Genomic DNA, 23,394 nt, shown 5'->3' with positions numbered 1-23,394 from the left:
TCTTCTGGGAGGGAATCACATTGACGTCCGATGCAGCGATCCTTCGCGAGGCACTGCGCGCAGTCGCGCCCGGTACGCCATTGCGAGAAGGACTGGAACGAATCCAGCGCTCCCACACGGGCGCCCTCATCGTCCTGGGATACACCCCCGACGTGCAGGCCATCTGCTCGGGCGGCTTCGACCTCGACGTCGCTTTCACGGCCGCGCGCCTGCGTGAGCTGTGCAAGATGGACGGTGCCGTCATCATCGATCCCGACCTGTGGCGCATCCGCAAGGCCAACGTGCAGCTCTTCCCGGACCCCACGATTCCCACCGACGAGTCCGGCATGCGCCACCGCACCGCGCAGCGCACCGCCCGTCAGACCCACCTGCCGGTCCTGTCCCTGTCCGCGTCGATGCGCATGATTTCCATCTACGTGGGCACCGAGCATCGCCTGGTGGAGGAGCCCGAGGCCCTGCTCTCGCGCGCCAACCTCGCGGTGGATACGCTCGACCGCTACAGTCAGCGCCTCGACGAGGTCCTGCAGACCCTCACCATCCTCGAGATGCGCGACAGCGCGACCGTGCGCGACGTCGCCACCGTCATGCAGCGCATGGAGATGATCCGGCGCATCACCTCCGAAATCACGGAATACCTGGAGGAGCTCGGCTCCGAGGGGCGCCTGCTGGCCCTGCAAGTCGAGGACCTCGTGCGCGGCTCCGCGTCCGAGCGGGCTCTCGTCATGCGCGACTACATCCGCAACCCCGACGACGTCGCACGCGTCGAGGCCGAACTGTCCTCCCTCGGGTCGGAGCGCATCGTGGACCTCACCGCGATCGCGAACATCCTCGGGCTGGACGTGTACGAGGTCGCGGACCTGGACCGCGAGATCACGCCGCGCGGCGTGCGCGCCCTCTCCCTGGTCCCGCACCTGTCGTGGGGAGCCATCAAGGAGGTCTCCGCGCACATCACGACGCTGCCGGCACTGCGCGCCGCCACCACCGAGGAGCTGGAAGCCATTGAGGGCATCGGCCCCTACCGTGCCAAGCTCATCACCGAGAACCTGGCGCACCAGGCGCAGGCGGTCAGTTCCGGCCTCGTCGGCTGGTAGACCCTAGCGGCCCGACTGGGTTCCCGACTGCGGGCCGGGCTGAGCTCCCGATTGCGGGGCGGGCGTGGGCGCGGGAGTCACGTCGACGACGGTCGAGCCGACCTCGCGCGTACCCATTGTGACCGCGACCTTGTAGGTACCGGCGGACGCGGCGCTCGCTCCACCCGCGGGCGTCGTGCAACCGTTCGTATACACGTAGCCATCCCAGCGCAGGGCGCCGGTCCACGTGGCGCCCGGGCGCAGCAGCAGGGTCGTCGACGACTGCTGGTCCTCGCCGCACTTCGTCGAGTTGTAGACCTGCAGGTCGCCCGTCGAAATCTGCAGCCCGAAGCGGGACAGGGACGTCGAGCAGGCGACGGAACCCCGGTTTTCGAGCGTGAGGGTCACGGGCATCGCCGACCCCGACGAGGTCGCCGACGCTTTCGCGGTGGCCGTGATGTCGCGATCCAGGCAGGTGGGAATATCGATTGTCGTCCCGTCGGTGAGCAGGCCGTCGGCCGTGGCCTCCTGGCCGCCCTTGAGGGTGTAGCCGGACGCGTCCACCGCGCCGGATTGAACGGCGGATTGGGGGCTGGACTGCGGCGCGGGATCGGCGCTGACGGCTCCGACGATCGCGCGGACCCCAGCGACGATGCCCCACACAATGAGGGCGAGGATGAGGATCAGCCCGAGGCCCGTGATGATGCGCCGCGGCCACAGGTTGACGGGCGGACGGCCACCGCCCGACGACTTCTTCTGACGGGGTGCCTTCGCGCTAGCGGAGCGCTGCGCCGAGCCAGCGCTCCCCTTTTTCGTGGATGCGGAGGCCTTCGAGGCGGCCGGACGAGCAGCGGAAACGCGGCTGCCAGCTGCGGCGCGGGACGCGCGATCGCCGGCGCGACCGGAAGTGCCTCCCGGCGCGCTACGCCTGGAGGTGGGTCGCCTGGGGGAATTCTTACGCTGGTCAGCCACGCATCCACGATACCGGGCGCGGGGCGCAGGCAGCGGCTAACGCTCGGGACGGGGGCGACTTTCACACGAGGCGGCCGCCGCAACGCACTGCGCCGCGGGCGATCAGGCGGCCGCGCTGCGCTTGGAGGACGTCGATCCCTCGTCATCGGGGTTGATGACGCACCAGCGTTCGATAACGACCGCGATGATCGTCCAGACGAGGCCGACGAGGCCGGACAGGCCCGACCCGATCGCGTTGGCCAGCATCACGGGCGCTTCGAGCTGCATGAGAGACACCGCCATGACGCCGATGAGAATTCCGGTCAGGCCGGAGCCGACGAGCGCGCTCGTGCGCGCGAAGACTGCGACGCGCATCGCCCCGATCGCGTCGATCCACGTGTCCTTGCCCGCGCGCAGGCGACGCACCGCCAGGCCGGACCAGATGAGGCAGGCCGTGGCAATCGCAAAGATGACCGCGGGTCCAGGGGTGACGATCATCGGGGTGCCGCCCTGGCGCATGTGCGCGAGGAAGCCGAGGAAGCTCAGGCCGGCGGCCACGAGGCCCACCGCCACCACCCACAGGATCGACACGGGTTTCATTAGCGCCTCTTGACGATCGGGATCGCTCCGGTCATCGTGGGCCGCACGACAACGCGACGCAGGATGCCGGTCTGTGTAGCCTCGTCCTCGGGGATCGGGCCGACGGGAGTGTTGTCGGGCAGCCCGGGGGCGAGGATCGTCGAGCGCCCATCAGCGTGGACGGTGGCCTTGGGGGGCTCGTCGTCGTGGCCGAGGCCGGAGCGGTCGTCAACGACGCGCACGTCGTGTGCGGAGCTGACGGAGAAGTTCCAGTCCGGCAGGGCGATCGCCGAACGCGTTTCCTCCCGCTTGGGCTCAAAGACGGGGACCCAGCGGGGTTTTTCGGTGCCGCTCGGCTTGTAGGTGCCCGTGCCGATCTTGCGGGTCATGCGCCCGGCCGCAGAATCCGCGGGCACGGAGGAGACCGGATGCCAGGAGGGTCGCGACGAGGCGCGATCTGCGCGGTGACGGCGTTCGCGCTGGGGCGGAGCCTCCTGGGGGGACGCTTCCTGGGCGGGTGCGTTTTCCTGTGAGGGCTCGTTTTCCTGTGAGGGCGCGACGGGTGTCTGCGCGGCCGCTGCCTCCTCCTCGGCGGGGGCGAAGCGCGATGTGCTGGCGGCGGACCGGGCGGGGTCTGCCGCCTGCTCGGCCGCAAGCTGGGCGGGGGTCTGCGGCTGTGGGATCGGCGCAGCGTCGAGCGCAACCGCTTCCTCGCTGCTCGTTTCCTCCGGAGCTGGCGTTGCCTCGGGCGCAGGCACAACCTCGGGCGCAGGCACAGCCTCGGGGGCCCACGCCGCGTGCGGGGCCGCGGCCTCGGGCGACGGCGCACCTGCGGGAGCCGACACAGTGTGAGGAGCGGGCGCAGGCGTCGGCGCGGGCGGGACCGAGGCCTCGATCGCGCCGGAGAAGGGGGCATCGGCCGCGGGCACACCCGGGCGGGTCACGAGGTTGTCGACCTGGCTGATTTCGCCGGTCAGGGCCTCGATGAGCTCGCGCATGTCGGCGCTGGCCTGCTCGGCGCGCTGGGCCAGGAGCTGGTCCGAGTCGGCCATGACGGCCGCCGGATCTTCGAGCCAGTCGTCGACGGCGTCGATGATGCCCTCGCGGTCGGGGGTGTGGGCCAGCAGGTCGGACACGCGGCCCACGCCCTCGAGAATCGCGTCGGGGTCGCACAGGAGCCAGGGCGCCAGGACGAAGGCGCGTTCCTTGGCGCGCGGGTGCGGCAGGGTGAGGACCGGGTCGGCGGAGGCCAGACCCTCGATCTGAATGATGTCGATGTCGACGGTGCGCGCGCCCCAGCGCTCGTGGCGTTCGCGCCCCAGCTCGCGCTCGATGCGGCTGGTCTGAGCGAAGAGCTCGTCGGGGCTCGCGATCGCGGAGCCGATGACGACGGCGTTCCAATAGTCCGGCTGGGGGGCCTGACCGGGCGCGAGCACCGGCTTCGTGCGCATGATCGGCGAGACGTCCTCGATCTGGAAGCCCTCCATGTAGGACAGGGCCTCGACCGTGTGCATGAGCGTGACGGGCACGTCCCCGAGGTTGCCGCCGATCGCCAGGACCACGCGACGCGAGCGCAGGTGCGCCGGTCGGGAGGTGTCCTCCTCGCGCGCTGCCTCGGCGGCGTGCACGGCGCGGCGCGACGGGAGCGCCTCGCGGTGCTCCTGCTGCGCGGGGCTGGGCGCCTGAGCGCGGCCATAGGCCTCGATCTCGCCGGTGAGGACCGAGCCATCCTCGGCCTCGTAGATGCCCTTGAGGGACAGCGACAGCGGCATCGCGTCAGTCTCACCCGCGCGCACGGTCACCGACACGTCCGCGAAGGGGTGGTCGATGGGGGCGTCGGGCTTGTGGACGGTCACCTCAGTGCCGACGACGCCCTCGTGGCTCATGACGCGCGCGGCGATGGTCTCAGCGAGGGTTTCAATCAGGTCAACGGCGGTGCCGGTGAGAACCGCCATGGCCTCGTCGGCGATATCCGCGTAGGAGACGGTGGCGGCGATGTCATCGGTGGCACCCGCGGTCTCGACCCACATGACGATGTCTGCGCTGAAGCGCTGGTCGCGGGCGCGCTCGAAGTCGTAGACGCCGTGATTGGCCATCGCCCCCAGTCCTTTGAGGGCGATGATGACGCGTCGGTTAGTCAACGTCGTTCTCCTTTCGGGCGATGGCTGCCACGGTGGCGGCTACGTCGTGGACCCGCACGGCCCACGCGCCTGATGCCGCGCAGTAGGCGGCGATGGCCGCGCTGTCGGCGTCCACGTCGCCCCCGAGGGCCTTGACGAAACGCTTGCGAGAAGCGCCGACGAGGACGGGATAACCGCCCTCCAGGAAGCGCGGCAGTTCGCGCAGGATCTGCCAGCACTGGTCGCCCGTCAGCGAGAAGCCGAGGCCCGGGTCGATGACAATTTTATCAGCTGTCACACCAGCATCAATAGCGTCTTGAACCTGGGACCCCACGCGCTCGATGAGCGTGCCCACGAGGTCCTCCCCGTAGTCGAAGTGTTCCCCCGGCATACCCGGCAGCGCGCGATAGTGCTGAACGACGTACGCGCAGCCCGAGGCGGCGACCGCCGCATTCATCTCGGGATCCCAGCGCCCGCCGCTCACATCGTTGATAATCGCCGCACCGGCGCGCGCGGCCTCGCGGGCAGTCGCCGCGTGCAACGTATCCACGGACACGACGACGCCCTCGGCAGCCAAGGCCTCGACGACCGCGCCGATGCGCGCCCACTCCTCGTCCGCTCCGATACGCGTCGAATTCGGCCGCGTCGACTCCCCGCCGACGTCGATCAGGTCCGCGCCCGCGGCCACCATCTCGCGCGCATGGCGCAGCGCCGCGGCCACGTCCGCGTAGCGTCCCCCATCCGAGAAGGAATCGGGGGTGACGTTGAGGATGCCCATGACCGCCGTGCGCCCGCCGGGCAGGGCCAGCCCGCCCGGCAGTGCCAGGGACGGGACCGGGAACGAGGCCGGGGCGGCGGGCAGGGGCAGGGCACTCATGTCATCGGCTCCCAGACAGGACGAGGGCCATCATTTCGGCGCGGGTCGCCCCGTCGCTCATGATGCCGCGCAACGCGCTGGTCACGGTCGACGAGCCCGGCTTGGAGATACCGCGCATCGACATGCACATGTGCTCGGCCTCGATGACGACGATGACGCCCTGAGGGTCCAGGATCTCGTCGATCGCGTCGGCCACCTGGGCGGTCAAGCGCTCCTGGACCTGGGGGCGGCGCGCGTAGCCCTCGACGACGCGCGCCAGCTTGGACAGGCCCGTCACGACGCCGCCGCGCGGGATGTAGCCCACGTGGGCGCGGCCGTAGAAGGGCAGCAGGTGGTGCTCGCACACCGAGAAGAAGGTGATGTCGCGGACCAGGACCAGCTCGTCGGTGCCCGCGTGGAACTGGGTGCGCAGGTGCTCGCGCGGGTCCTCGGTCAGACCCTTGCACATCTCGCGCCACGCGCGCGCCATGCGGTCGGGCGTGCCGACCAGGCCCTCGCGCTCGGGGTCCTCACCGATCGCGACGAGCAGGTCGCGCGACGCCTTCTCGACGCCAGCGGGATCGTAGGTCACTCCTGCTCCTCTTCCACGCCCGAGGCGCCGATGACGTCAATCGGCGACACGTCGATACCCTGCACGGGAACGGACGTCCACTCGTCCTCGGCCTTGATACCGACCGGGTGGCCCAAGACCACGCCCGGAACGGCCGCGTCGGACTGGTAGTTCCACACGGGACGCTCGGGGGCCTTGATGACGTCCTTGAAAATCTCGCGCAGCTGCGCCTCGTCGAGGGTCTCCTCCTCGAGCAGGCGGGAAGCCAGCGTGTCGAGAACACCACGGTTTTCCGACAGGATGCGCCACGCCTCGCGCATCGCGTTGTCGAGGAGGCGACGCACCTCCTCGTCGATGATTGCGGCGGTCTCGTCGGAGAAGGAACGCGGAGCCTCGCCGGACCCGTGGCCAAAGGCCTCGGTGTCGGCGTCGCCGAGCTTGACCATGCCGATGCGGTCGCTCATGCCGTAGTCGGTGACCATCGCGCGGGCCGTCTTCGTGGCCTGCTGAATGTCATTCGCGGGGCCGGTCGACGGATCGCGGAACACGATCTCTTCGGCGACGCGACCACCCATGCCGTAGACCAGGTCGTCGAGGAGCTGGTTGCGGGTCTTGTTGAAGCGGTCCTCGGTGGGCATGACCATCGTGTAGCCCAGCGCGCGGCCGCGCGGCAGGATCGTCACCTTCGTCACCGGATCCGTGTAGTTCAGCGCGGCGGCGGCCAGGGCGTGGCCCGCCTCGTGGTACGCGGTCACGGCCTTGTCGTGGTCGTTCATGACGCGGGTGCGCTTCTGCGGGCCCGCGATCACGCGGTCGATGGCCTCGTCGATGGCGCGCTCGTCGATGAACTGCATGTTCGAGCGCGCGGTGAGCAGTGCGGCCTCGTTGAGGACGTTCGCCAGGTCCGCGCCCGTGAAGCCGGGCGTGCGCTTGGCGATCTGACGCAGGTCCACCTGCGCGGTGAGCGGCTTGCCCTGCGCGTGGACCTTCAAGATGGCCTCGCGGCCCTTCAGGTCGGGGGCCTCGACGGCGATCTGACGGTCGAAACGCCCCGGGCGCAGCAGCGCCGGATCGAGGATGTCGGGGCGGTTGGTCGCCGCGATCAGGATGATGTTGGCGCGCTCATCGAAGCCGTCCATCTCCACGAGGAGCTGGTTGAGCGTCTGCTCGCGCTCGTCGTTACCGCCGCCAATGCCGCTGCCGCGGTGGCGACCCACGGCGTCGATCTCGTCGACGAAGATGATGGCCGGTGCGTTCTTCTTCGCGCGCTCAAAAAGCTCACGCACGCGCGAGGCACCCACGCCCACGTACAGCTCCATGAACTCCGAACCGGAGATCGAGAAGAAGGGAGCATTCGCCTCGCCGGCGACGGCCTTGGCGAGGAGGGTCTTACCGGTTCCGGGAGGACCGTACAGCAGGACGCCGCGCGGGATGCGCGCACCCACCTTGTGGAACTTGTCCGGGGACGCCAGGAACTCGCGGATCTCCTCGAGCTCCTCCACGGCCTCGTCCTCACCGGCCACGTCCGCGAACGTGACGTCCGGACGCTCCTGGTTGAATTCCTTGGCGCGCGACTGAGTAAAGCCGCCCATCATGCGCGACCCCGACATGGAACGCATCACGAAGTAGAACGCGCCCATGAGGATCAGCAGCGGAATCAGCAGCTGAATAATCGCGCCGAGGGCGCCGGACTGCGGGCGCACCGCATTCCACCCCTTGGCGGGAGCCTTGGCAGCCACCGTATCCAGGATGTCCTTGGTCTGCACGTAGGAGTACGTGAAGTACACGCGCTTACCCAGATCGACGGTCTTGTCGTCGCCGCCGGTGGACTGGTGGACGTAGTTCTCCGTGAGCGTCAGATTCACCTGCTGGGTGCCCTCGTTGAGGACGACCTGCTCCACCGTGTCACCCGAGATGAGCGCCAGGCCCTCCGACGTCGTCACCGAGCGCGGTTGATTCGTCTGCCAGAGGAACCAGCCGCCCACCAGCAGCACGATGAGCGGAACCAGCACCCACCCCAGGCTGGGGCGTTTGTTCTTGATCTTCTCGTTCACGGGCATCCCTTACAGGTAGGCGTTCTCAGTTGGTGTAGACGTGCGGCTGCAGCGTGCCGACGAAGGGCATGTTGCGGTACTTCTCGGCGTAGTCGAGGCCGTAACCGACGACGAACTCGTCAGGAATATCGAAGCCCACGTAGGCGATGTCCACGTCGACCTTGGCGGCCTCCGGCTTACGCAGGGCGGTCGCGATCTTGACGGAGGCGGCGCCGCGTCCGAGGAGGTTGGCCTGCAGCCACGACAGGGTCAGGCCCGAATCGATGATGTCCTCGACGATCAGCACGTGGCGTCCAGCGACGTCCTGGTCGAGGTCCTTCAGGATACGCACGACGCCCGAGGTCTTGGTGCCCGACCCGTAGGAGGACACGGCCATCCAGTCCATCTCGAGGGGGGTGTGCAGCTTGCGCGACAGATCCGCCATCACCATGACGGCGCCGCGCAGAACGCCGACGAGCAGCAGGTCTTCACCCGCGTAGTCGCGGTCGATCTGCTCAGCCATTTCGGCGAGCCGACGGTCCATATCCTCGGCGGTGACCAGGATTTCCTTCAGGTCGTTACCCATATCGGTGGCGTCCACCGTGTCCTCTTTTCGTATCGATGCTACGCGAGCGATTCCACTATAAGCGTGCCACACAAACGCTCGCCTGTACCAGGAAGGATGAGATTCTCACTGTCAGCGCAACATCCTGTGATCGCGCAGTCGGTGCCGGGCCACTCTCGGGGGCGTCTCTCGCGGCTCATATCCACCCGTTACGGGCAGTCTCGTCCCGTCGGGTCGCCTCTCCCGCGCGCGACGAAAGCGATGCGCGCGTGGGCTCCGCGTCCAACGCGGAAGGCCAGGCCCCCGGGCAGGTGGATGGGCCCCTGCCCCCGCCACGCGACCACGAGGTCGTCGATGGCGTCCACGTGCGTGCTGGACAGCGCGCGAATTCCCGCCGCTTGCGCCCCCTCACGCAGAGCCCGCGTACGCACCGCCCGGGGAGCGCCGCACAGGGACGCGACCGCGAGCGCCACGGGACCTCCCCCGTCGCCGGGGTCTGTGTCGTCGGCGACGCGCGCGGCGGCGACTCTCGCGGCAGCGACTCTCGCGGCGGCGGTGAGTTCGCGCGCTCGGTCACTGAGGGCATCGTCATCCTCGGCGCACAGGGCGGCCGTGCGCGCCAGCGCGGGAACGGGATCGACACCCAGGGCCGAGGCCAGGGCCGGGATCGCCTCATGCCGCAGGGCCGAGCGCCGCAGCGGGCTCCCGTCGGCGGCCCGCCATGGGCCATCGACGTCGTTCGTCGGGTCGTGCACCGGGGCAAGGCCCGCCTGGGCGCACGCCCCCTCGGTGTCGCTTCGCCGCAGCGTCAGGAGCGGGCGCAGCCACGTCACCCCGTCCGCCTCGCGCGAGAGAGGGGCGATGGCCCGTAGTGAGGAGGGGCCCGAGCCGCGCGCCAGGCGCAGCAGGACCGTCTCGGCTTGGTCGTCCATCGTGTGGCCGAGGAGGATCGGGGCGCCCTCGCGCACACCAACCGCACGCAGAGCGGCGCGCCGCGCGTCGCGGGCCGCACCCTCGGGGCCTCCCGGGCCGTCCACCGTCACTGTTTCGACAACGGCGCGCGCCCCCAAGGATGCCGCCAGATCCGCGACGCGGCGAGCCTCCTCGTCGCTGCCCTCGCGCAGCCCGTGATCGACCGTCACCGTGATCACCGGGATCCCCACGCGCGCCGCCACATCAATCGTCGTCAACGTCAACGCCAACGAATCCGCGCCACCCGACAGGCCGACGACGAGAGCGGGAGGGGCCCCGGCCTCGTCGATGAAGGAGGTCAGAGACGAGCGCACCGCGAGGGAGCAGGCGCGCAGGGGGCCGCGCGGGTTCGCCCCCACACGGCTCGAGGCGTCAGCGCACACGCGCCAGCCACGCGGAGGGATCCGCGTACTCGCTCGCGGTCGGCAGCGCCTCGACGCCCGACAGGAGGCGGGCGATCTCGCCCTCACGCACGACGGTGCGCGCGAAACCCTCGGTCTGCGCCTGCAGCGCCTCGACGCCGGCCAGCGGCATGCCAGCCGCCGCGCACGCACGCACCAGCGCCACCCCGCCGGCGTGCGCACGGTGGGTGCGCAGCCACTGGATCGACGGCAGGTCGCGGGGCGTGAGGACCTCCATCTCGGCCGTGGGCAGCGCGTCCAGAAGCAGGACGATGCGCACGAGTTCGTCGCTGCGCTCAGGCAGCGCGCGCATCAGGTCAGCGATGTAGGGGACGAGGTAGGGGGCGTGCGTCAGGTGGACGCCGCGCAGACCCGTACACAGGGACACCCACCGGCACCAGTCCGTCTGATCCAGGGCGTAGCGCTGCGCGTCCGCGAGCACGTTAGGGGCAACGAGGATCCGACGGCCCGTGCGCACGTCCCAAATACCCGTCGCACCCTTGGCGAGAGCACGCAGGATGATGGCCTCGGCAGCCAAGACGAGGGGCGTGCGCGTGTCCTCGAAGTCTTCCAAGAGCGAGCCCACCGAGCGGATCAGCCCGCGCCGATCCACGACGATCGTCGAGGAAGCGGCAACCTGCGCGGAGGCCTCGGGCAGGGTCGACAGCTCGGCGAGCCTGCGGTCCGACCAGGCCACCGAACGACGCAGGCGCGCCACCACGGCGGAGGCACCCACGCGGGAGGCCGACGGACCCGCATACGACAGCGAGGCGAGAACTCCCGCGACGTCGCGCGGGCCAAACGGCATATCCATGGCCCTAGTCTAGCCCGGCCAGGCCCTCCTCGAAGGCGTCCAGGTAACCGCGCGTGGCGTAGGCACCCTCGGTGACGTGGTCATTCCCGATCGAGACGAGGAGGACGCGCCCACTCTTGGTCAGGACAGAGCCCGACAGGGAGGTGACCTCCTGGAGCGAACCCGTCTTGGCCTGCACGTTTCCCGCGGCCGGGGCCTCGGTCATGCGCTGGGAGAGCGTACCCACCAGGCCCGCCCACGGCAGCAGACGCATCGTGTCCGCGCCGGTCCCGCTGCCCGCGTACGAGGCCTTGAGGACGCCGACCAGCGTGTTGGCGCTGATCTTGTCGTTGCTCGACAGGCCCGAGCAATCCTCGAGGGTCAGCCCGTCCGTGGGGACACCGGCCTGCGTCAGGGCCTTGCGAACCGTCTCGGTCGCGCCCTCGTAGGTGGAAGGGGCTCCGGCGGCGCGCGCGGCGAAACGGCAGTACTGATCCGCGAGAGTGTTATCCGAGTGGGCGAGCATCCAGCGCAGCTGCTCCCCCATCGTCGCCGAGCTCACCGACGCGATAGTGGCCGCACCCGCCGGGCCGTCCCCGGCCTCGCCGAGCGTCGCCGTGATGCCGGCGGCACCCAGCGCCTGCGAGAAAACCTCGGCGACGCGACCCGGAGCATCCGAGTAGAAGGCGTTAGCGCCCTCATAGGTGCGCCCCGCGTCGATCGCCATCGGTCCGACGTGCCCCTCGTAGGAGCCGACCTCCTGCGCGTCCCAGGACGCCAGGTGCGAGGCCCCGTCGAAGAGCGTGCCGCGCCAGTTCAGGGTCACCGAGGTGATGCCGCGCTGCTTCAGGGCAGCCGCCGCATCGTTCGCGAGGGTCTGCAGGCCTGCGCGCCCCGACACCTCGACCTCGTCGGAGGTACCGATGCCCAGGAGCAGGTCGCCCTCGGAATCCAGGTAGAGAGTCTGGTTGTCGGCGCCGAGGAGCGCGCTCGTCGTCAGCGTCGCCGTCGGGTCCAGGTTCGCCAGCGCGGTGAAAGCCGTGAGCGTCTTCGTCGTCGAGGCCGGCGTGTGAGCCGTCGACGCATCGGCGTCCAGCAGCACCTCGCCGGTCTGCGCGTCCACGACCGTGCCCCACGCCGTGTAGCCGCCCTGGGCCGCGGCGGCCGCCACCGGCGCCCACAGCGCCTCCACGTCTGCGGCGCTCACCGGATTGCCCGCGCCCTTCGCGTCGCCCGAAACCGGTGCCGCTTCAAGGGTCGAGGCCGTGGGAGCGTCCGCCGGAGTAGCCGCTTGCGGGGAGCAGCCGGAACCCACCAGCGCCGCCGTCGCCACGAGCGCGGCGCTAGCGCTTACAATTGCCCCCATAGACGTGCGATGCATGGATGTCCCTTCGTGGTTATTTCGGTAACTACACTACCTGTCCATGTGCCCACACAACCAACTGGACCCCCGAGTTTCGGGGCTGAAGCGGAAGGCGCGGCCATGGAATTTGACGTGACCATCGAGATCCCCAAGGGGAACCGAAACAAGTACGAGATTGACCACGAGACGGGTCGCATCCGCCTCGACCGCATGCTCTTCACCTCGACCCGCTACCCGGACGACTACGGTTTCATCGACGACACCCTGGGCGAGGACGGTGACCCGCTGGACGCCCTCGTCCTCCTCGAAGAGCCCACGTTCCCCGGCTGCGTGATCCGCTGCCGCGCGCTCGGCATGTTCCGCATGCGCGACGAAAAGGGCGGCGACGACAAGGTCCTGTGTGTGCCCGCCTCCGACCAGCGTGCCTCGTGGCGCACCGAAATCGACGACGTGTCGGAGTTCCACCGCCTGGAAATCCAGCACTTCTTCGAGGTCTACAAGGACCTCGAGCCCGGCAAGAGCGTCGAGGGCGCCCACTGGGTGGGCCGCGAAGAGGCCGAGGCCGAAATTCGCCGCTCCTACGAGCGCCTGAAGGAGCACGAGGGCCAGCACTGAAACCCTGGGAGCGACGCCTCGCGCGCCTCATCGTCGTTACCGTCCTGATTCTTATCGGCGTTTTCAGCTGGGTTTTCGTCGGCAAGCCGCTGCTCGGCCCGCTCACAATGCGCGCCAAGTTGGCGACGCTTCCCCTGTTCGCACTGCTGTGCATCGGGTGGGTGCCGATCGTGTGGGCGTCCCTGCGTTGGATGGTCCGCGACATCCTTCGCCGTTTCCTGTTGCCTGCCCGTGGGCGCCACGCGCGCGCTCCGCATCCCGGGGTCGCCACTGCCGCCTTCGTACTCTCCGCCTCGGCGTTCGCATTCGCCTACGCAGATCTCGGGGCGGGGTACCTCCCAGCACTTCAAGACTGGTGGGAGGGGCCCACGCACTACGAGGGCCTGACCTGCCAGAACCTGGACGAGAAAAGCGTGAGTCGACGCCGAGTCTTCAGCACCTTTGAGCTCGTTGATTCCAACGGCGTCATGTGGTCTTTCAAGATCGCCCGCTCCGACCTACGGGCGGTTTCCACCCGTCTGGGCCACCCCTACACGACAGTCCTCACGGCCTGCAGGATCCCGACCATGACCCTCGACGCGTCGATCTACCCCAGGACCGGCATCATCGCCGAGGCCTCGGTCCGTCAGTAGCGTGTCGGCCTCGTCCTTAGCCGATCTCCGCGTGTTCCGGCCTCACGCCGATTCGCACTATTTCTTCCACGCGTCGACGATGATGCCCGTGCGCTCGTAGATGGAGATTCCGATCTGCGTGCCGGGGGTCTGGCAGGCCTCGACGATCGTGTTGTAGAGGGGCGTCCCCTTCTCGGCGTGGCGATCGAGCTCGTATTGGCGCAAGTCGTAGGCGCGCACGATCCCTTCGGTGTCAGTCAGCTCGATGTGCACGAAGAGGCCGTCGTCGCGCTCTTCGGGATTCATGGCGGTGCACGTGACGCCCTCGCGGGTCACGGGTCCATCCCGCCAGTCGAGGGCAGCCTGCCCGCCGAGGTCCCACGCGGTCATCCCGACCACTCCAAACACCACGAGCGCAGCCACAACACCCAGGAACGCGGTGCCGGGGTGGGCCTCCGTCGCGTGCTTGCCGCTGCGCATCGGCTTGATCCTGCGGATCAGGTCGAGGATGAAACGACCGAACGCCGCCCGGACGATGGGGAGGAACGCGAGGACGGCGATGGCCGCGATGATCACTCGCGCCTGGCTCAAGTGGAATGCCCACTGCGTCCAGTGATCCCCCGTCAGAATCCCAATGAGGGACCACGCCGGAAACGCCACGCAGAACAAGAGGAACAGGGTGCGCGCGTACGCAGGCCACGGCTTGACGACCTGCGGGACCGTGGAGGTGGCACCGATCTGGTGAGTGTTCGTATCGGCGGTAGGGGCACTCATGCCGTTCATGCTAGCCACATGACTCCACAAGCGCGCTCGCGGGTTCCCCGTCGGGGCGCTCTTCGACACCGGCCGCGCCATCCGGCACTTGTGGCCTCATGGCGGCAGCACCAGGTAAGACTCGCGGCCCACCGAGTAGCCATCGCAGCCCCTCAGGTGGCCACCTCGACCCTTCAATGCGCACGTAAACCCTACAGATGGTGGCATGGGCGGGCTGCCCACACTGCCACCTCACGGGTTAACCTGCGCACGAAAGGGTTAACCTGCGCAACGACGGGTTTAGGTGCGCGTCAAGGGGTCGACGCGCACCTACCCACTGTTTAGCGGCATCGGTAGCCCACCTGGTGGCCACCTCGGCCCTTCAATGCGCACGTAAACCCTATAGGTGGTGGCATGGGCAAGCCGCCCACACTGCCACCTCAAGGGTTAACCTGCGCACGAAAGGGTTAACCTGCGCACGTAAACCCACCTAGTGGAGCGCTGGCACCCCCGCACAGGCACCCGCCGGTACAAAACTCTCCCTGCAACCCACGCCTCAAGGCCAAACCGGTACAAAACTCTCCCAGCACGGCGAAAAACGCCCATTTCAGACCATTTGGCGCGAGCAGGGAAAAAATTATCCCGGTCCAGACGCAAACAACCGAAGCAGGGAGAACTTTTTCCCGCAGACCACCACCCACTAGCCACGCAGCGCACACGCCCCGGTACAAAACTCTCCGGGCACACGGCATGCAAGGCCAAACCGGTACAAAACTCTCCCGGCAACCCCCACCTCAAGGCCACACCGGTACAAAACTCTCCCAGCACGGCGAAAAACGCCCATTTCAGACCATTTGGCGCGAGCAGGGAGAACTTTTTACCGCAAACCACCACTCACCAGCCGCACAGGGCACACACACCGGCACAAAACTCCCCTAGCAAACCCCCACACAAGCACGCACACAAACGCCGGGGGCCGCGCAGACACACAGTCTGCGCGGCCCCCGGGCCATCAAGCAACGATGCGGCTCAGAGCCTCACGGCGTAGGGCATGATCGAGCCCCAGCTGTACACGCCGGTGATGCGCACGGGCACGCCGAAGGTGGGAGCCTCGATCATCTGGCCGCCGCCCAGGTAGATGGCGACGTGGTAGATGCCGGACTGGGTGCCATTGGAGGACCAGAAGATCAGGTCGCCGGCCTCCATGGAGCCGATCGGCACGTGCGTGCCGTAGCTGTACTGGGCGCGCGAGAGGTGCGGCAGGTCGACGCCAGCGCTGCCCCACGCGAGCATGGTCAGGCCGGAGCAGTCCACGCCGCCGTAGGATTCGCCGCCCCACACGTAGGGCACGCCCAGGTAGCTCTGCGCGGTTGCGATGGCGGTGGAGGCACCGCCGCCACCCGAGTAGGAGGGCGCCGAGTACGAGGGCTCCTCGTAGGAGTAGGAGGGCGCGGAGTACGAGTAGTCGTCGTCATCATCCTCATCGTCGGAGGACGACGAAGAGGACGAGGCCTGGGCCGCGGCGGCAGCGTCGGCTGCGGCCTGGCGTTCGGCGGCGGCTGCGGCGTCGGCCTGACGCTGGGCTTCCGCGGCGGCAGCGGCCTGCTCGGCGGCGATGCGCGCGGCTTCCTGGCGCTCGGCTTCGAGGGCGGCTTCGCGCTGGTTGATGAGGTCGACGGTCGTGTTCTGCTTGGTGGCGAGCTCCTGCACGTAGGCGCTGCGCTGGGCGGCGACGATCGCGGCCTCGTTCTGGGCGGCGGCAGCGGCCTGGTTGGCGGCGTCGGTGCGAGCCTGGACCTCGTTGGTGGCGGCCTGCTGGCTCGCGAGCGCGGTGTTCGCTGCGTCGCGGGTCACCTTGGCGACCTGCTCGAGGGCGGCAACATTCTGCATCTTCGCCTCGGCGGAGGAGGAGAAGGAGTTGATGCCGGCCTGCTTGGTTTCGACGCTGCGCAGGCCGTCGGAGTCGAGGTAGGGGGCGAGCGAATCGAGCGTGCCGCCACCGTTGCGATAGGCGGCCTGGGCGACGGAGGCGATCTGCTGCTTGCCTTCCTGGAAGGCAGCTTCGGCGGCGTCGGCCTCGGCCGAGGCCTGGTTGGCAGTCGCGGTCGCTTCGGCCAGCGCGATGTTCGCCTCGTTGAGGTTTTCGCCTGCGATCTGGGCGTTCTGCGTCGCGGTTGCGGCGCTGGCGCTGACCTCGGCGAGCTTGACCTCAATCTGGGCGACGCTCATCTTCGCGGCCTCTTCGGCAGCCTGGGCGGCTGCGATCTCTTCCTCAGAGGGGGCGGCTTGCGCCATCTGGGGCAGCACGAGGAGGGCGCAGGCGGCGATTGCCGTCAGGCCCGTGCGAATGGTTCCGCGTCGTCTCATCGTTTGTCTCATCTCGTCTGTTTACGTGCGCCGGCGGGCGCGTACTGGGAAAAAGCCTAACCACTTTCGTCACGCTTGGCAACAAACACACCACAAAACTCAATTTTCACACATACAACAATCGCAACATTCGTAACATCAGCATCATGATTACCGCGCAAATACCTGCGTTTTTATCACACTTTCAACCATCAGTGCGAGCCTGCTCACACACTCAGCCCTCGCGCCTCACCCGTCACAAAAGTCCACCATCCGGGACCATCGCGCCCCGGCCTCGTCGATGACAAACAATAGGAGCCATGAACCGTCGAATGTGCCGCTGACTGCGCGTCAGCACCAGCGACTGCCGCGCAGTCCCCCGACAGCGGGACGCGCCTCGACGCATGTTCACTTCACCGCATCTGCGGCCCGCCGGAGGGGAATCAGAGACGACCCACCCCTCACCAAAGGAACCGCACAATGACCGCCAACGACTGGTCCTTCGAAACCAAGCAGATTCACGCCGGATACAACCTCGACCCCGCCACGGGCGCGACCGCCCTGCCCATCTACCAGACCTCCTCCTACGCCTTCGAGGACACCGCGCAGGCGGCGAGCCGCTTCGCGCTGCAGGAGCTCGGCCCCATCTACACGCGCCTGACCAACCCGACGACCGACGGTGTCGCCGCCCGCATCGCTGCCCTCGAGGGCGGCGTCGGCGGCCTCCTCGTCTCCTCCGGCCAGTCCGCGACCGCCCTGTCGATCCTCGCCCTGGCCGTGGCCGGCAACAACGTGGTCGCCTCCCCCTCCCTGTACGGCGGCAGCGTCACCCTGCTGAAGAACACGCTGGGACGCCTGGGCATCGAGGCGCGCTTCGTCGCGAACCCGCTCGATCCCGAGGCCTGGCGTGCGCTCGCCGACGACAAGACGGTCGCCTTCTACGGCGAGACCATCCCCAACCCGCAGGGCGACATCCTCGACATCGAGCCGATCGCCAAGGTCGCCCACGAGGTTGGCGTGCCCCTCATCGTCGACAACACGGTCGCCACCCCCTACCTGGTGCGCCCGATCGAGTGGGGCGCCGACATCGTCGTCCACTCGGCCACCAAGTACCTGGGCGGCCACGGCACGTCGATCGCGGGCGCGATCGTCGACTCGGGCAACTTCGACTTCGCCTCCCAGCCCGAGCGCTTCCCCCTCTACAACACGCCGGACGAGTCCTACCACGGCCTCGTCTACGCCCGTGATCTGGGCGTGGGCGGCGCGCTGGGCGCGAACCTGGCGTTCCTGCTGCGCATCCAGACGCTCATCAACCGCGACCTCGGCGCCGTCACCTCCCCCTTCAACGCGTTCCTCATCTCGCAGGGCATCGAGACCCTGTCGCTGCGCATCGAGCGTCACGTCTCCAACGCGCTGGCCGTCGCCCGCTTCCTGGAGGCCCACCCGGACGTCGAGTCGGTCAACTACGCGGGCCTGGAGTCCTCCCCCTACTACGAGCTGGGCAAGAAGTACGCGCCGCTGGGCACGGGCGGCCTGCTCTCCTTCGTCATTAAGGGCGGGTACGAGGCCGGCCGGGCTTTCGCGGACGGCGTGAAGCTCCTGCCGGTGGTCGCCAACATCGGCGACGCGAAGTCCCTCGTCATCCACCCGGCCTCGACGACGCACTCGCAGCTGACCGAGGAGGAGCTGGCCAAGGCCGGCGTAGCGCCCGGCACGGTGCGCCTGTCGATCGGCCTGGAGAACATCAAGGACATCCTGGCCGACCTGCAGCTCGGCTTCGACGCGGCCCGCGCGGCCACGGCCTGATAGACCCGTCGGCGGCCTCGGGGATACACACACTCCTGAGGCTCCGAGGCCGCCGCTGCCCCTCCCCGTCTCGCGTGACAGCGAACCGCCACAGCGAAAGAAGGACCCCATGAGCCGCTCCAACCTGCCTCCCGCACCCACGTCCGGCGCGTGGCGCGAGGGCGACCCGGTCGCGTTCCGCAAGTTCGCGAATCTGGGCGCCCAGCGCCTGGAAAACGGCGAGATCCTGCCCTCCGTGACGCTCGCGTACGAGACGTGGGGTGAACTGGACGAGGCCTCGTCGAACGCGGTCCTCATCCTGCACGCACTGACCGGCGACGCGCACGTGTGCGGCGAGGCCGCGCCCGGCCAGCCGACCCCCGGCTGGTGGGAGCAGATCGTGGGCCCGGGGCGCATCATCGACACGGACCGCTATTTTGTGGTGGCCGCGAACGTGCTGGGTGGCTGTCAGGGCTCTACGGGCCCGGCGTCCCTCGCTCCGGACGGCGCGCCGTGGGGCTCGCGTTTCCCCGTGATTTCCACGCGCGACCAGGTGTACGCGGAGTCACGCCTGGCCGACCTGCTCGGCATTGACGAGTGGAGCATCGTCGTGGGCGCGTCGCTGGGTGGCCAGCGCGCGATCGAGTGGGCGGTCAGCTACCCGGAGCGCGTGCGCCGCCTCGTAGTCGTGGCCTCGGGCGCGCAGACGACCGCCGACCAGGCGGCGTGGACGCACACACAGATCCGCGCGATCGAGCTGGATCCGGCGTGGCGCGGCGGCGACTACTACGCGGGCCCCGGCCCCACCGCCGGGCTAGCGCTCGCCCGCCAGATCGCGCACACGACCTACCGCTCCCCCTCGGAGCTGGACGAGCGTTTCGGCCGCATTCCCCAGAACGACGAGGATCCGCTGCACGGCGGACGCCTGGCGGTCGAGTCCTACCTGGACTACCACGGCGAGAAGATCGTGCGCCGCTTCGATGCGGGTTCCTACGTGACGCTGTGTCGCACGATGCTCTCCCACGACGTGGGCCGCGACCGCGGCGGCGTCACCGAAGCCCTCAAGGCGGTCACCGCGCGCACGCTGGTCGTCGCCGTCGATTCAGATCGACTCTTCTTCCCCGAGCAGGTCTGGCAGATGGCGGCCGGCATCTCGGGCGCGTTCTACCGCGAGATCCACTCCGACCACGGGCACGACGGCTTCCTCATCGAGCACGACCAACTCACGGCCCTCCTCGATGAGTTCCTCAACGAGCGCATCCCCTCGCGAGCGTCCTCCTTCGCCTGATAACGCTCGATTCTCGCCGAGGCCACCGGTACCTCCTCCTCATCAACGAGGCGCCGGTGGCCTCGCGCGTTATGCTGACCCCATGAGCGTTACTAGCAATCCCACGCCCGACGGCGAGCAGATGCCGGACACGAGCGGGCTTCCCGACCTGTCCGGGGTGGGGGCCGAGGCCTCGGCGGATGGGGCGATCCCCGAGCGCGACGTCATGGCCCCGTGGGGCGAGGCCGGGCCTCCCGGACCCCAGTGGCGCTCCGACATTCTGGGGGAGGGCTACGAGTCGCGCACGATTGAGCTCCTCGACGACGCGGAGGGGCCTTGCGTGGCGACCCTCGTGCGCGCACGCCCGCCCGCGAGCGCCCGCATGACGGTCCTGTACCTGCACGGGCGCAACGACTACTTCTTCCAGACCGAGATGGCCCAGCGCCTGAGCGAGGCGGGCGCGGCGTTCTACGCGCTGGACATGCGCAAGTACGGCCGTTCCCTGCGCCCCCACCAGACGATCGGCTACACGGACGACCTGTCCGTCTACGACGAGGAGATCGGCGAGGCCATCGAAATCATCCGCTCCGAGCGCGAGGACGAGCCGATCGTCCTCATGGGCCATTCGACGGGCGGCCTCGTCGCGACGCTCTGGGCGCACCGACACCAGGGTGTTCTCGCTGGCCTGATTCTCAATTCGGCGTGGCTGGAGATGCAGTCGATGGCTGCCTGGCGCGGGGCAATGACCCCCGTCATCGGACGCATCGCGTCGCGTAACCCCATGTGGGAAGTGCCCTCGGGAGGTGCGGGACACTACGGCCGTTCACTCGCGGGGCGCGCCTCCTCGGAGTTGCCGATCCCCGAGGGCCTGAGCCCCGACGACCCGTCGGTCGCGGGCTGGCCGATCATCCACGAGTGGAAGCGCCCCGAGTCCTACCCGATCCCGGCCTCGTGGCTGGAGGCGATCATGGCCGGGCACGAAACGATCGAGAAGGACGTGCACCTGGAGTGTCCGGTCCTGTCGATGGTGTCGACGTCCTCCTATTTCGACGAGGAGTGGTCCGAGCGCGTTTTCACCTCCGACACGGTGCTGGATCCGACCGTCATCGCCCAGCGCAGCCTGGGCCTATCGGACCTGGTGACGATCGCGCGTTTCCCCGGCAAGCACGATCTGGCCTTGTCGGATGCGCCCGTGCGCGAGGCCGTGTACGCGACGATGCGCGGGTGGCTGGACGCTTTCGTGCGGTGACCGCCCTGCCGTAAAGAGGCCCGGGATCGCGTGATCCCGGGCCTCTCGTCGCTTTCTCGCGTCGCGCCGTGTGGGCGCTTCGTCGTCGCGCGTTAGTGCTTGGCGGAGCGGTGGCCGCGCGGCGCCTGCGCGTATTCGCGCACGATCTCGCGGTTGACCTCGTCGAGCGCTTCGGCCAGGGTCGGGCCCAGCCGGTCGCCGATGCGCACCTGCCCCCAGACGTCGATGTGGCCCAGGCCGCGCGCGGTCAGGAGCGTGTCGAGCGAGGGGTAGGTCAGGCCGGCGCCGGACACCGCTCCGCTGGCCGCGAGCACGAGGTCAACGGGCAGACCGAGCTCACCGCGGGCAACCAGGGGCGTGTCCTCACCGAGGATCTGGGCGAGGGTACGCAGGCCGGACTCGTCGCGGCCGAGGACGGGCAGACCCTCCGCGCGGGCTTGAACGACCTCGGGGGATTCGTCGGCGCGGTCGACGGACGAGGCCGTGGCCGCCTCCGTGGCTCCGCCATCGTTGAGTTCGCTCGACTCCTCGCGGGCGCGGCGCGTGGCGCGGCGGCTCATGTGGGCGGGAGGCTCCCAGCGGGGCGCGTCGCTCTCGGCGTTTTCCTGCTCGTCGGCGTGTTCTGGCACGTCGTCGCCTTCCTCGTCCGGTTCCGTTTCTGTTTCCGCGTGATCGGCAGGTTGATCGCCGACATGCTCGGCGGCCTGATCGTCGGCGTGGTTGTCGGCCGCCCGATCCTCGTCGGACTCAGCGCTTTCCTCCGCGCGGGGCTCCTCATGGTCGGGGAGCTCGCCCGTGTCCTCGTTCTCGCTGTGCTGCGTCGCGGCAGCCTCAGCGGACTCGGGAAGGTCGGACTCGGGAACGTCCTCGGCGTGCGCGTCGGCGTCGCGCTCGTCGGCATCCTGAGCGTCGGCCTCGGCATTCTCAGCATCATCCGCGTCCTCAGCGCGGTCCGCTTCGACAGATTCGGGCGCGTACTCGTTGCCATCCTCAGCAACCGCATCGCCGTCGACGCGCTCGTCGGTCTCGATGTGATCGTCGCCAGCGTCAGGCTCGGTAGCCTCGTGCTCGTCCTGAGCGCGGGCCTCGTCGACCGGGGCCCATTCATCCGCGGGGGCGTCCACGCCTTCCTCGGCTACGTCATCACGCTCGCGGTCCTCGGCTACGTCATCACGCTCGCGGTCCTCACCCTGCTCCGCAGTGTCGACAGACTCGAGCGCATCGGCAGACTCGGCCTCGTCCTGTCCATCCTCCTCGGAGGCGGGACGCCAGGGCGCCGGGGGTTCCTCGTCGATCGGGTAGGTGAACACGTCGCGCAGGTGGGGCGCGACCTTCGGCGTGGGGCGCGTCGTCGGGGTCTCAGAGTCAGACTCGACGGAGGGGTCGGTGTCGGCCTCGTCGACGTCCTCCTGCGCGGGCGCCACGATCTCAGGAGCCGCCGATGCGGAGGCCAGGAGCTGCGGCGCATGGCCGTACAGGCGCGGACCCACCGCGTTCACGTCGAGGAACAGACGGCCGTTCGACATCTGGCGCAGGTTCATGAGGTGCACCTCGACGCCCGACGTCGCCAGGATAGACAGGGCGGGGCGCACCGAGGGGTCGATCTCGCCGGCGACGATGATGAGTCGCGGGCCCGGACCCACGGCCGGGGGCATCGAGTCACGGAACTGCGCCCAACCGGCCCGGAAACCCTCGGGACCCGAAGGGTATTCGCCGGCCAAGTCGGACCACGAGATCGAGGCGACCTCAGCCAGTCGCGACAGGGAGGTAATGAGGGTCTCGGAGTCGAGTTCTTTCAGAATTTCGACGGACACAATCTGGCCCGAGACGTCGAGAGCTGTCAGGCGCGGCGTCTCCTCGTCGCCCTGACCCGTCATATCACGCCAGGTCACGGGGAACAGCGGGCGCGACACGATCTGCAGGACCTGCTGGCAGATAGCGTCAACCAGTTCGGGACCCAGATCCTGCGCAACCGGATATCCGAATTGAGCGGGGACGAGGTGTCCATCCTCGAACTCAAACAGGGCCATCGCTCTTTCCTTCACGTGTATGGGGCGCTCGGGGCCATTGTTTCATACGTTCCAAAAGAAACAAGGATGACACAGGGACAATGGGATGGATACCACGTAAGCATCTGCCTGTTGATCGCCCGCCGACAAGGGACCTCGGGTACGACCCACCACGCGCCCACAGTCCTTCACATCGGTAGAATAGTGAGCAAGGACAGCTTCTTTTAACCCCGGGACAGGACACCGACGCTCAGCCCCAACATCGGCGAGACAGGCCTCGAAACTTTTTCGGCGTCCGCGCGAATTCTGCGCGAATGATGGCACGCACATCCCGCCACTGCGTCACCTCACCCAGGCTCGGACAACCATGGACAACGTCTCGCCGTTCTAACAGGCCCACGACACGGGCGACTACGCGGAGCGCGCCGCCACGCACATACAGCACCCAACGCATCCCACTGACACATGCCGAGCAACTATGAGCC

The 23,394-nt window shown here is 68.6% G+C and carries 19 protein-coding genes; 6 read left to right on the top strand and 13 right to left on the bottom strand.

Translation table 11 applies throughout. The features are described from left to right. Positions 1 to 20 precede the first annotated feature (20 nt). A complete protein-coding gene (gene disA, locus QP415_RS06510) occupies positions 21 to 1,091 on the top strand; it encodes a DNA integrity scanning diadenylate cyclase DisA (RefSeq protein ID WP_285099471.1) in 1,071 nt (356 codons plus the stop codon). A gap of 3 nt (positions 1,092 to 1,094) precedes the next feature. On the opposite strand, the gene QP415_RS06505 is transcribed toward disA, so the two are convergent. The 10 genes from QP415_RS06505 to dacB all read right to left on the bottom strand — a co-directional run bounded on the left by QP415_RS06505 (position 1,095) and on the right by dacB (position 12,292). Beyond that, complete coding sequence (locus QP415_RS06505; RefSeq protein ID WP_285099470.1) at positions 1,095 to 2,042, bottom strand: hypothetical protein; 948 nt, start codon at positions 2,040 to 2,042, stop codon at positions 1,095 to 1,097. A gap of 102 nt (positions 2,043 to 2,144) precedes the next feature. After that, positions 2,145 to 2,621 (bottom strand): DUF3180 family protein, encoded by a 477-nt coding sequence (locus tag QP415_RS06500; protein ID WP_285099469.1) that lies wholly within the window; start codon positions 2,619 to 2,621, stop codon positions 2,145 to 2,147. Beyond that, entirely contained in the window at positions 2,621 to 4,741 is a 2,121-nt protein-coding gene (gene folK, locus QP415_RS06495) for a 2-amino-4-hydroxy-6-hydroxymethyldihydropteridine diphosphokinase (protein WP_285099468.1), read from the bottom strand. Before folK ends, QP415_RS06500 begins: the two co-directional genes overlap by 1 nt. After that, positions 4,734 to 5,597: a dihydropteroate synthase gene (gene folP, locus QP415_RS06490; RefSeq protein WP_016460952.1), complete on the bottom strand. Its 864-nt coding sequence runs from the start codon at positions 5,595 to 5,597 to the stop codon at positions 4,734 to 4,736. The genes folK and folP overlap by 8 nt, the downstream gene beginning before the upstream one ends. Before the next feature lies 1 nt (position 5,598). Beyond that, positions 5,599 to 6,168, bottom strand: a complete 570-nt coding sequence (folE, locus tag QP415_RS06485) for a GTP cyclohydrolase I FolE (protein WP_016460951.1) — start codon at positions 6,166 to 6,168, stop codon at positions 5,599 to 5,601. Next, positions 6,165 to 8,201, bottom strand: coding sequence for an ATP-dependent zinc metalloprotease FtsH (gene ftsH / locus QP415_RS06480; protein ID WP_285099467.1), 2,037 nt, complete (start codon positions 8,199 to 8,201; stop codon positions 6,165 to 6,167). The genes folE and ftsH overlap by 4 nt, the downstream gene beginning before the upstream one ends. 25 nt (positions 8,202 to 8,226) lie before the next feature. Further along, positions 8,227 to 8,781, bottom strand: a complete 555-nt coding sequence (gene hpt / locus QP415_RS06475) for a hypoxanthine phosphoribosyltransferase (protein ID WP_285099466.1) — start codon at positions 8,779 to 8,781, stop codon at positions 8,227 to 8,229. A 173-nt stretch (positions 8,782 to 8,954) separates the two neighbouring features. Continuing rightward, on the bottom strand, positions 8,955 to 10,076 hold the full coding sequence (gene tilS / locus QP415_RS06470) for a tRNA lysidine(34) synthetase TilS (RefSeq protein ID WP_285099465.1): 1,122 nt from the start codon (positions 10,074 to 10,076) through the stop codon (positions 8,955 to 8,957). Positions 10,077 to 10,089: 13 nt separating this feature from the next. Beyond that, positions 10,090 to 10,932 carry a hypothetical protein gene (locus QP415_RS06465; RefSeq protein WP_285099464.1) on the bottom strand — a complete coding sequence of 281 codons (843 nt, stop codon included), beginning with the start codon at positions 10,930 to 10,932 and terminating at the stop codon, positions 10,090 to 10,092. Between the two features lie 4 nt (positions 10,933 to 10,936). Continuing rightward, positions 10,937 to 12,292 (bottom strand): D-alanyl-D-alanine carboxypeptidase/D-alanyl-D-alanine endopeptidase, encoded by a 1,356-nt coding sequence (dacB, locus tag QP415_RS06460; RefSeq protein ID WP_285099463.1) that lies wholly within the window; start codon positions 12,290 to 12,292, stop codon positions 10,937 to 10,939. Positions 12,293 to 12,394: 102 nt separating this feature from the next. Between dacB and QP415_RS06455 the strand changes: the two genes are divergently transcribed. Together QP415_RS06455 and QP415_RS06450 are read left to right on the top strand one after the other, a co-directional pair. Next, entirely contained in the window at positions 12,395 to 12,889 is a 495-nt protein-coding gene (locus QP415_RS06455) for an inorganic diphosphatase (RefSeq protein WP_016460945.1), read from the top strand. 119 nt (positions 12,890 to 13,008) lie between these two features. Beyond that, positions 13,009 to 13,521, top strand: coding sequence for a hypothetical protein (locus tag QP415_RS06450; protein WP_148332955.1), 513 nt, complete (start codon positions 13,009 to 13,011; stop codon positions 13,519 to 13,521). A gap of 57 nt (positions 13,522 to 13,578) precedes the next feature. On the opposite strand, the gene QP415_RS06445 is transcribed toward QP415_RS06450, so the two are convergent. Next, a complete protein-coding gene (locus QP415_RS06445; RefSeq protein WP_285099462.1) occupies positions 13,579 to 14,274 on the bottom strand; it encodes a hypothetical protein in 696 nt (231 codons plus the stop codon). Between the two features lie 1,008 nt (positions 14,275 to 15,282). Further along, a complete protein-coding gene (locus tag QP415_RS06440) occupies positions 15,283 to 16,620 on the bottom strand; it encodes a C40 family peptidase (RefSeq protein WP_285099461.1) in 1,338 nt (445 codons plus the stop codon). 459 nt (positions 16,621 to 17,079) lie between these two features. Between QP415_RS06440 and QP415_RS06435 the strand changes: the two genes are divergently transcribed. The 3 genes from QP415_RS06435 (at position 17,080) to QP415_RS06425 (ending at position 20,900) form a co-directional block, all read left to right on the top strand. Beyond that, a complete protein-coding gene (locus QP415_RS06435; protein ID WP_048675416.1) occupies positions 17,080 to 18,405 on the top strand; it encodes an O-acetylhomoserine aminocarboxypropyltransferase/cysteine synthase family protein in 1,326 nt (441 codons plus the stop codon). A gap of 109 nt (positions 18,406 to 18,514) precedes the next feature. After that, on the top strand, positions 18,515 to 19,672 hold the full coding sequence (gene metX, locus QP415_RS06430) for a homoserine O-acetyltransferase MetX (RefSeq protein ID WP_016460940.1): 1,158 nt from the start codon (positions 18,515 to 18,517) through the stop codon (positions 19,670 to 19,672). A gap of 82 nt (positions 19,673 to 19,754) precedes the next feature. Next, entirely contained in the window at positions 19,755 to 20,900 is a 1,146-nt protein-coding gene (locus QP415_RS06425) for an alpha/beta fold hydrolase (RefSeq protein WP_285099460.1), read from the top strand. A 92-nt stretch (positions 20,901 to 20,992) separates the two neighbouring features. Here the strand turns inward: QP415_RS06425 and QP415_RS06420 are convergent, their stop codons facing one another. Next, the gene (locus QP415_RS06420) at positions 20,993 to 22,930 is read right to left on the bottom strand and encodes a hypothetical protein (RefSeq protein WP_285099459.1); all 1,938 of its coding nucleotides are present in this window, start codon (positions 22,928 to 22,930) and stop codon (positions 20,993 to 20,995) included. Between the last annotated feature and the right edge of the window lie 464 nt (positions 22,931 to 23,394).

This window comes from Pauljensenia sp. UMB3104 (assembly GCF_030217285.1).
GTDB lineage: Bacteria > Actinomycetota > Actinomycetes > Actinomycetales > Actinomycetaceae > Pauljensenia.
The sequence above is the reverse complement of the archived record's forward strand: the minus strand, read 5'-3'. Positions and strand labels throughout refer to the sequence as shown.

Excerpts from the sequence above, each read along its gene's own strand:
- QP415_RS06435 (WP_048675416.1), top strand. The coding sequence starts at position 17,080 with ATGACCGCCAACGACTGGTCCTTCGAAACCAAGCAGATTCACGCCGGA.
- QP415_RS06455 (WP_016460945.1), top strand. The coding sequence starts at position 12,395 with ATGGAATTTGACGTGACCATCGAGATCCCCAAGGGGAACCGAAACAAG.
- dacB (WP_285099463.1), bottom strand. The coding sequence starts at position 12,292 with ATGCATCGCACGTCTATGGGGGCAATTGTAAGCGCTAGCGCCGCGCTC.
- QP415_RS06465 (WP_285099464.1), bottom strand. The coding sequence starts at position 10,932 with ATGGATATGCCGTTTGGCCCGCGCGACGTCGCGGGAGTTCTCGCCTCG.
- metX (WP_016460940.1), top strand. The coding sequence starts at position 18,515 with ATGAGCCGCTCCAACCTGCCTCCCGCACCCACGTCCGGCGCGTGGCGC.
- QP415_RS06440 (WP_285099461.1), bottom strand. The coding sequence starts at position 16,620 with ATGAGACGACGCGGAACCATTCGCACGGGCCTGACGGCAATCGCCGCC.
- QP415_RS06420 (WP_285099459.1), bottom strand. The coding sequence starts at position 22,930 with ATGGCCCTGTTTGAGTTCGAGGATGGACACCTCGTCCCCGCTCAATTC.
- QP415_RS06500 (WP_285099469.1), bottom strand. The coding sequence starts at position 2,621 with ATGAAACCCGTGTCGATCCTGTGGGTGGTGGCGGTGGGCCTCGTGGCC.
- folP (WP_016460952.1), bottom strand. The coding sequence starts at position 5,597 with ATGAGTGCCCTGCCCCTGCCCGCCGCCCCGGCCTCGTTCCCGGTCCCG.
- QP415_RS06445 (WP_285099462.1), bottom strand. The coding sequence starts at position 14,274 with ATGAGTGCCCCTACCGCCGATACGAACACTCACCAGATCGGTGCCACC.
- QP415_RS06425 (WP_285099460.1), top strand. The coding sequence starts at position 19,755 with ATGAGCGTTACTAGCAATCCCACGCCCGACGGCGAGCAGATGCCGGAC.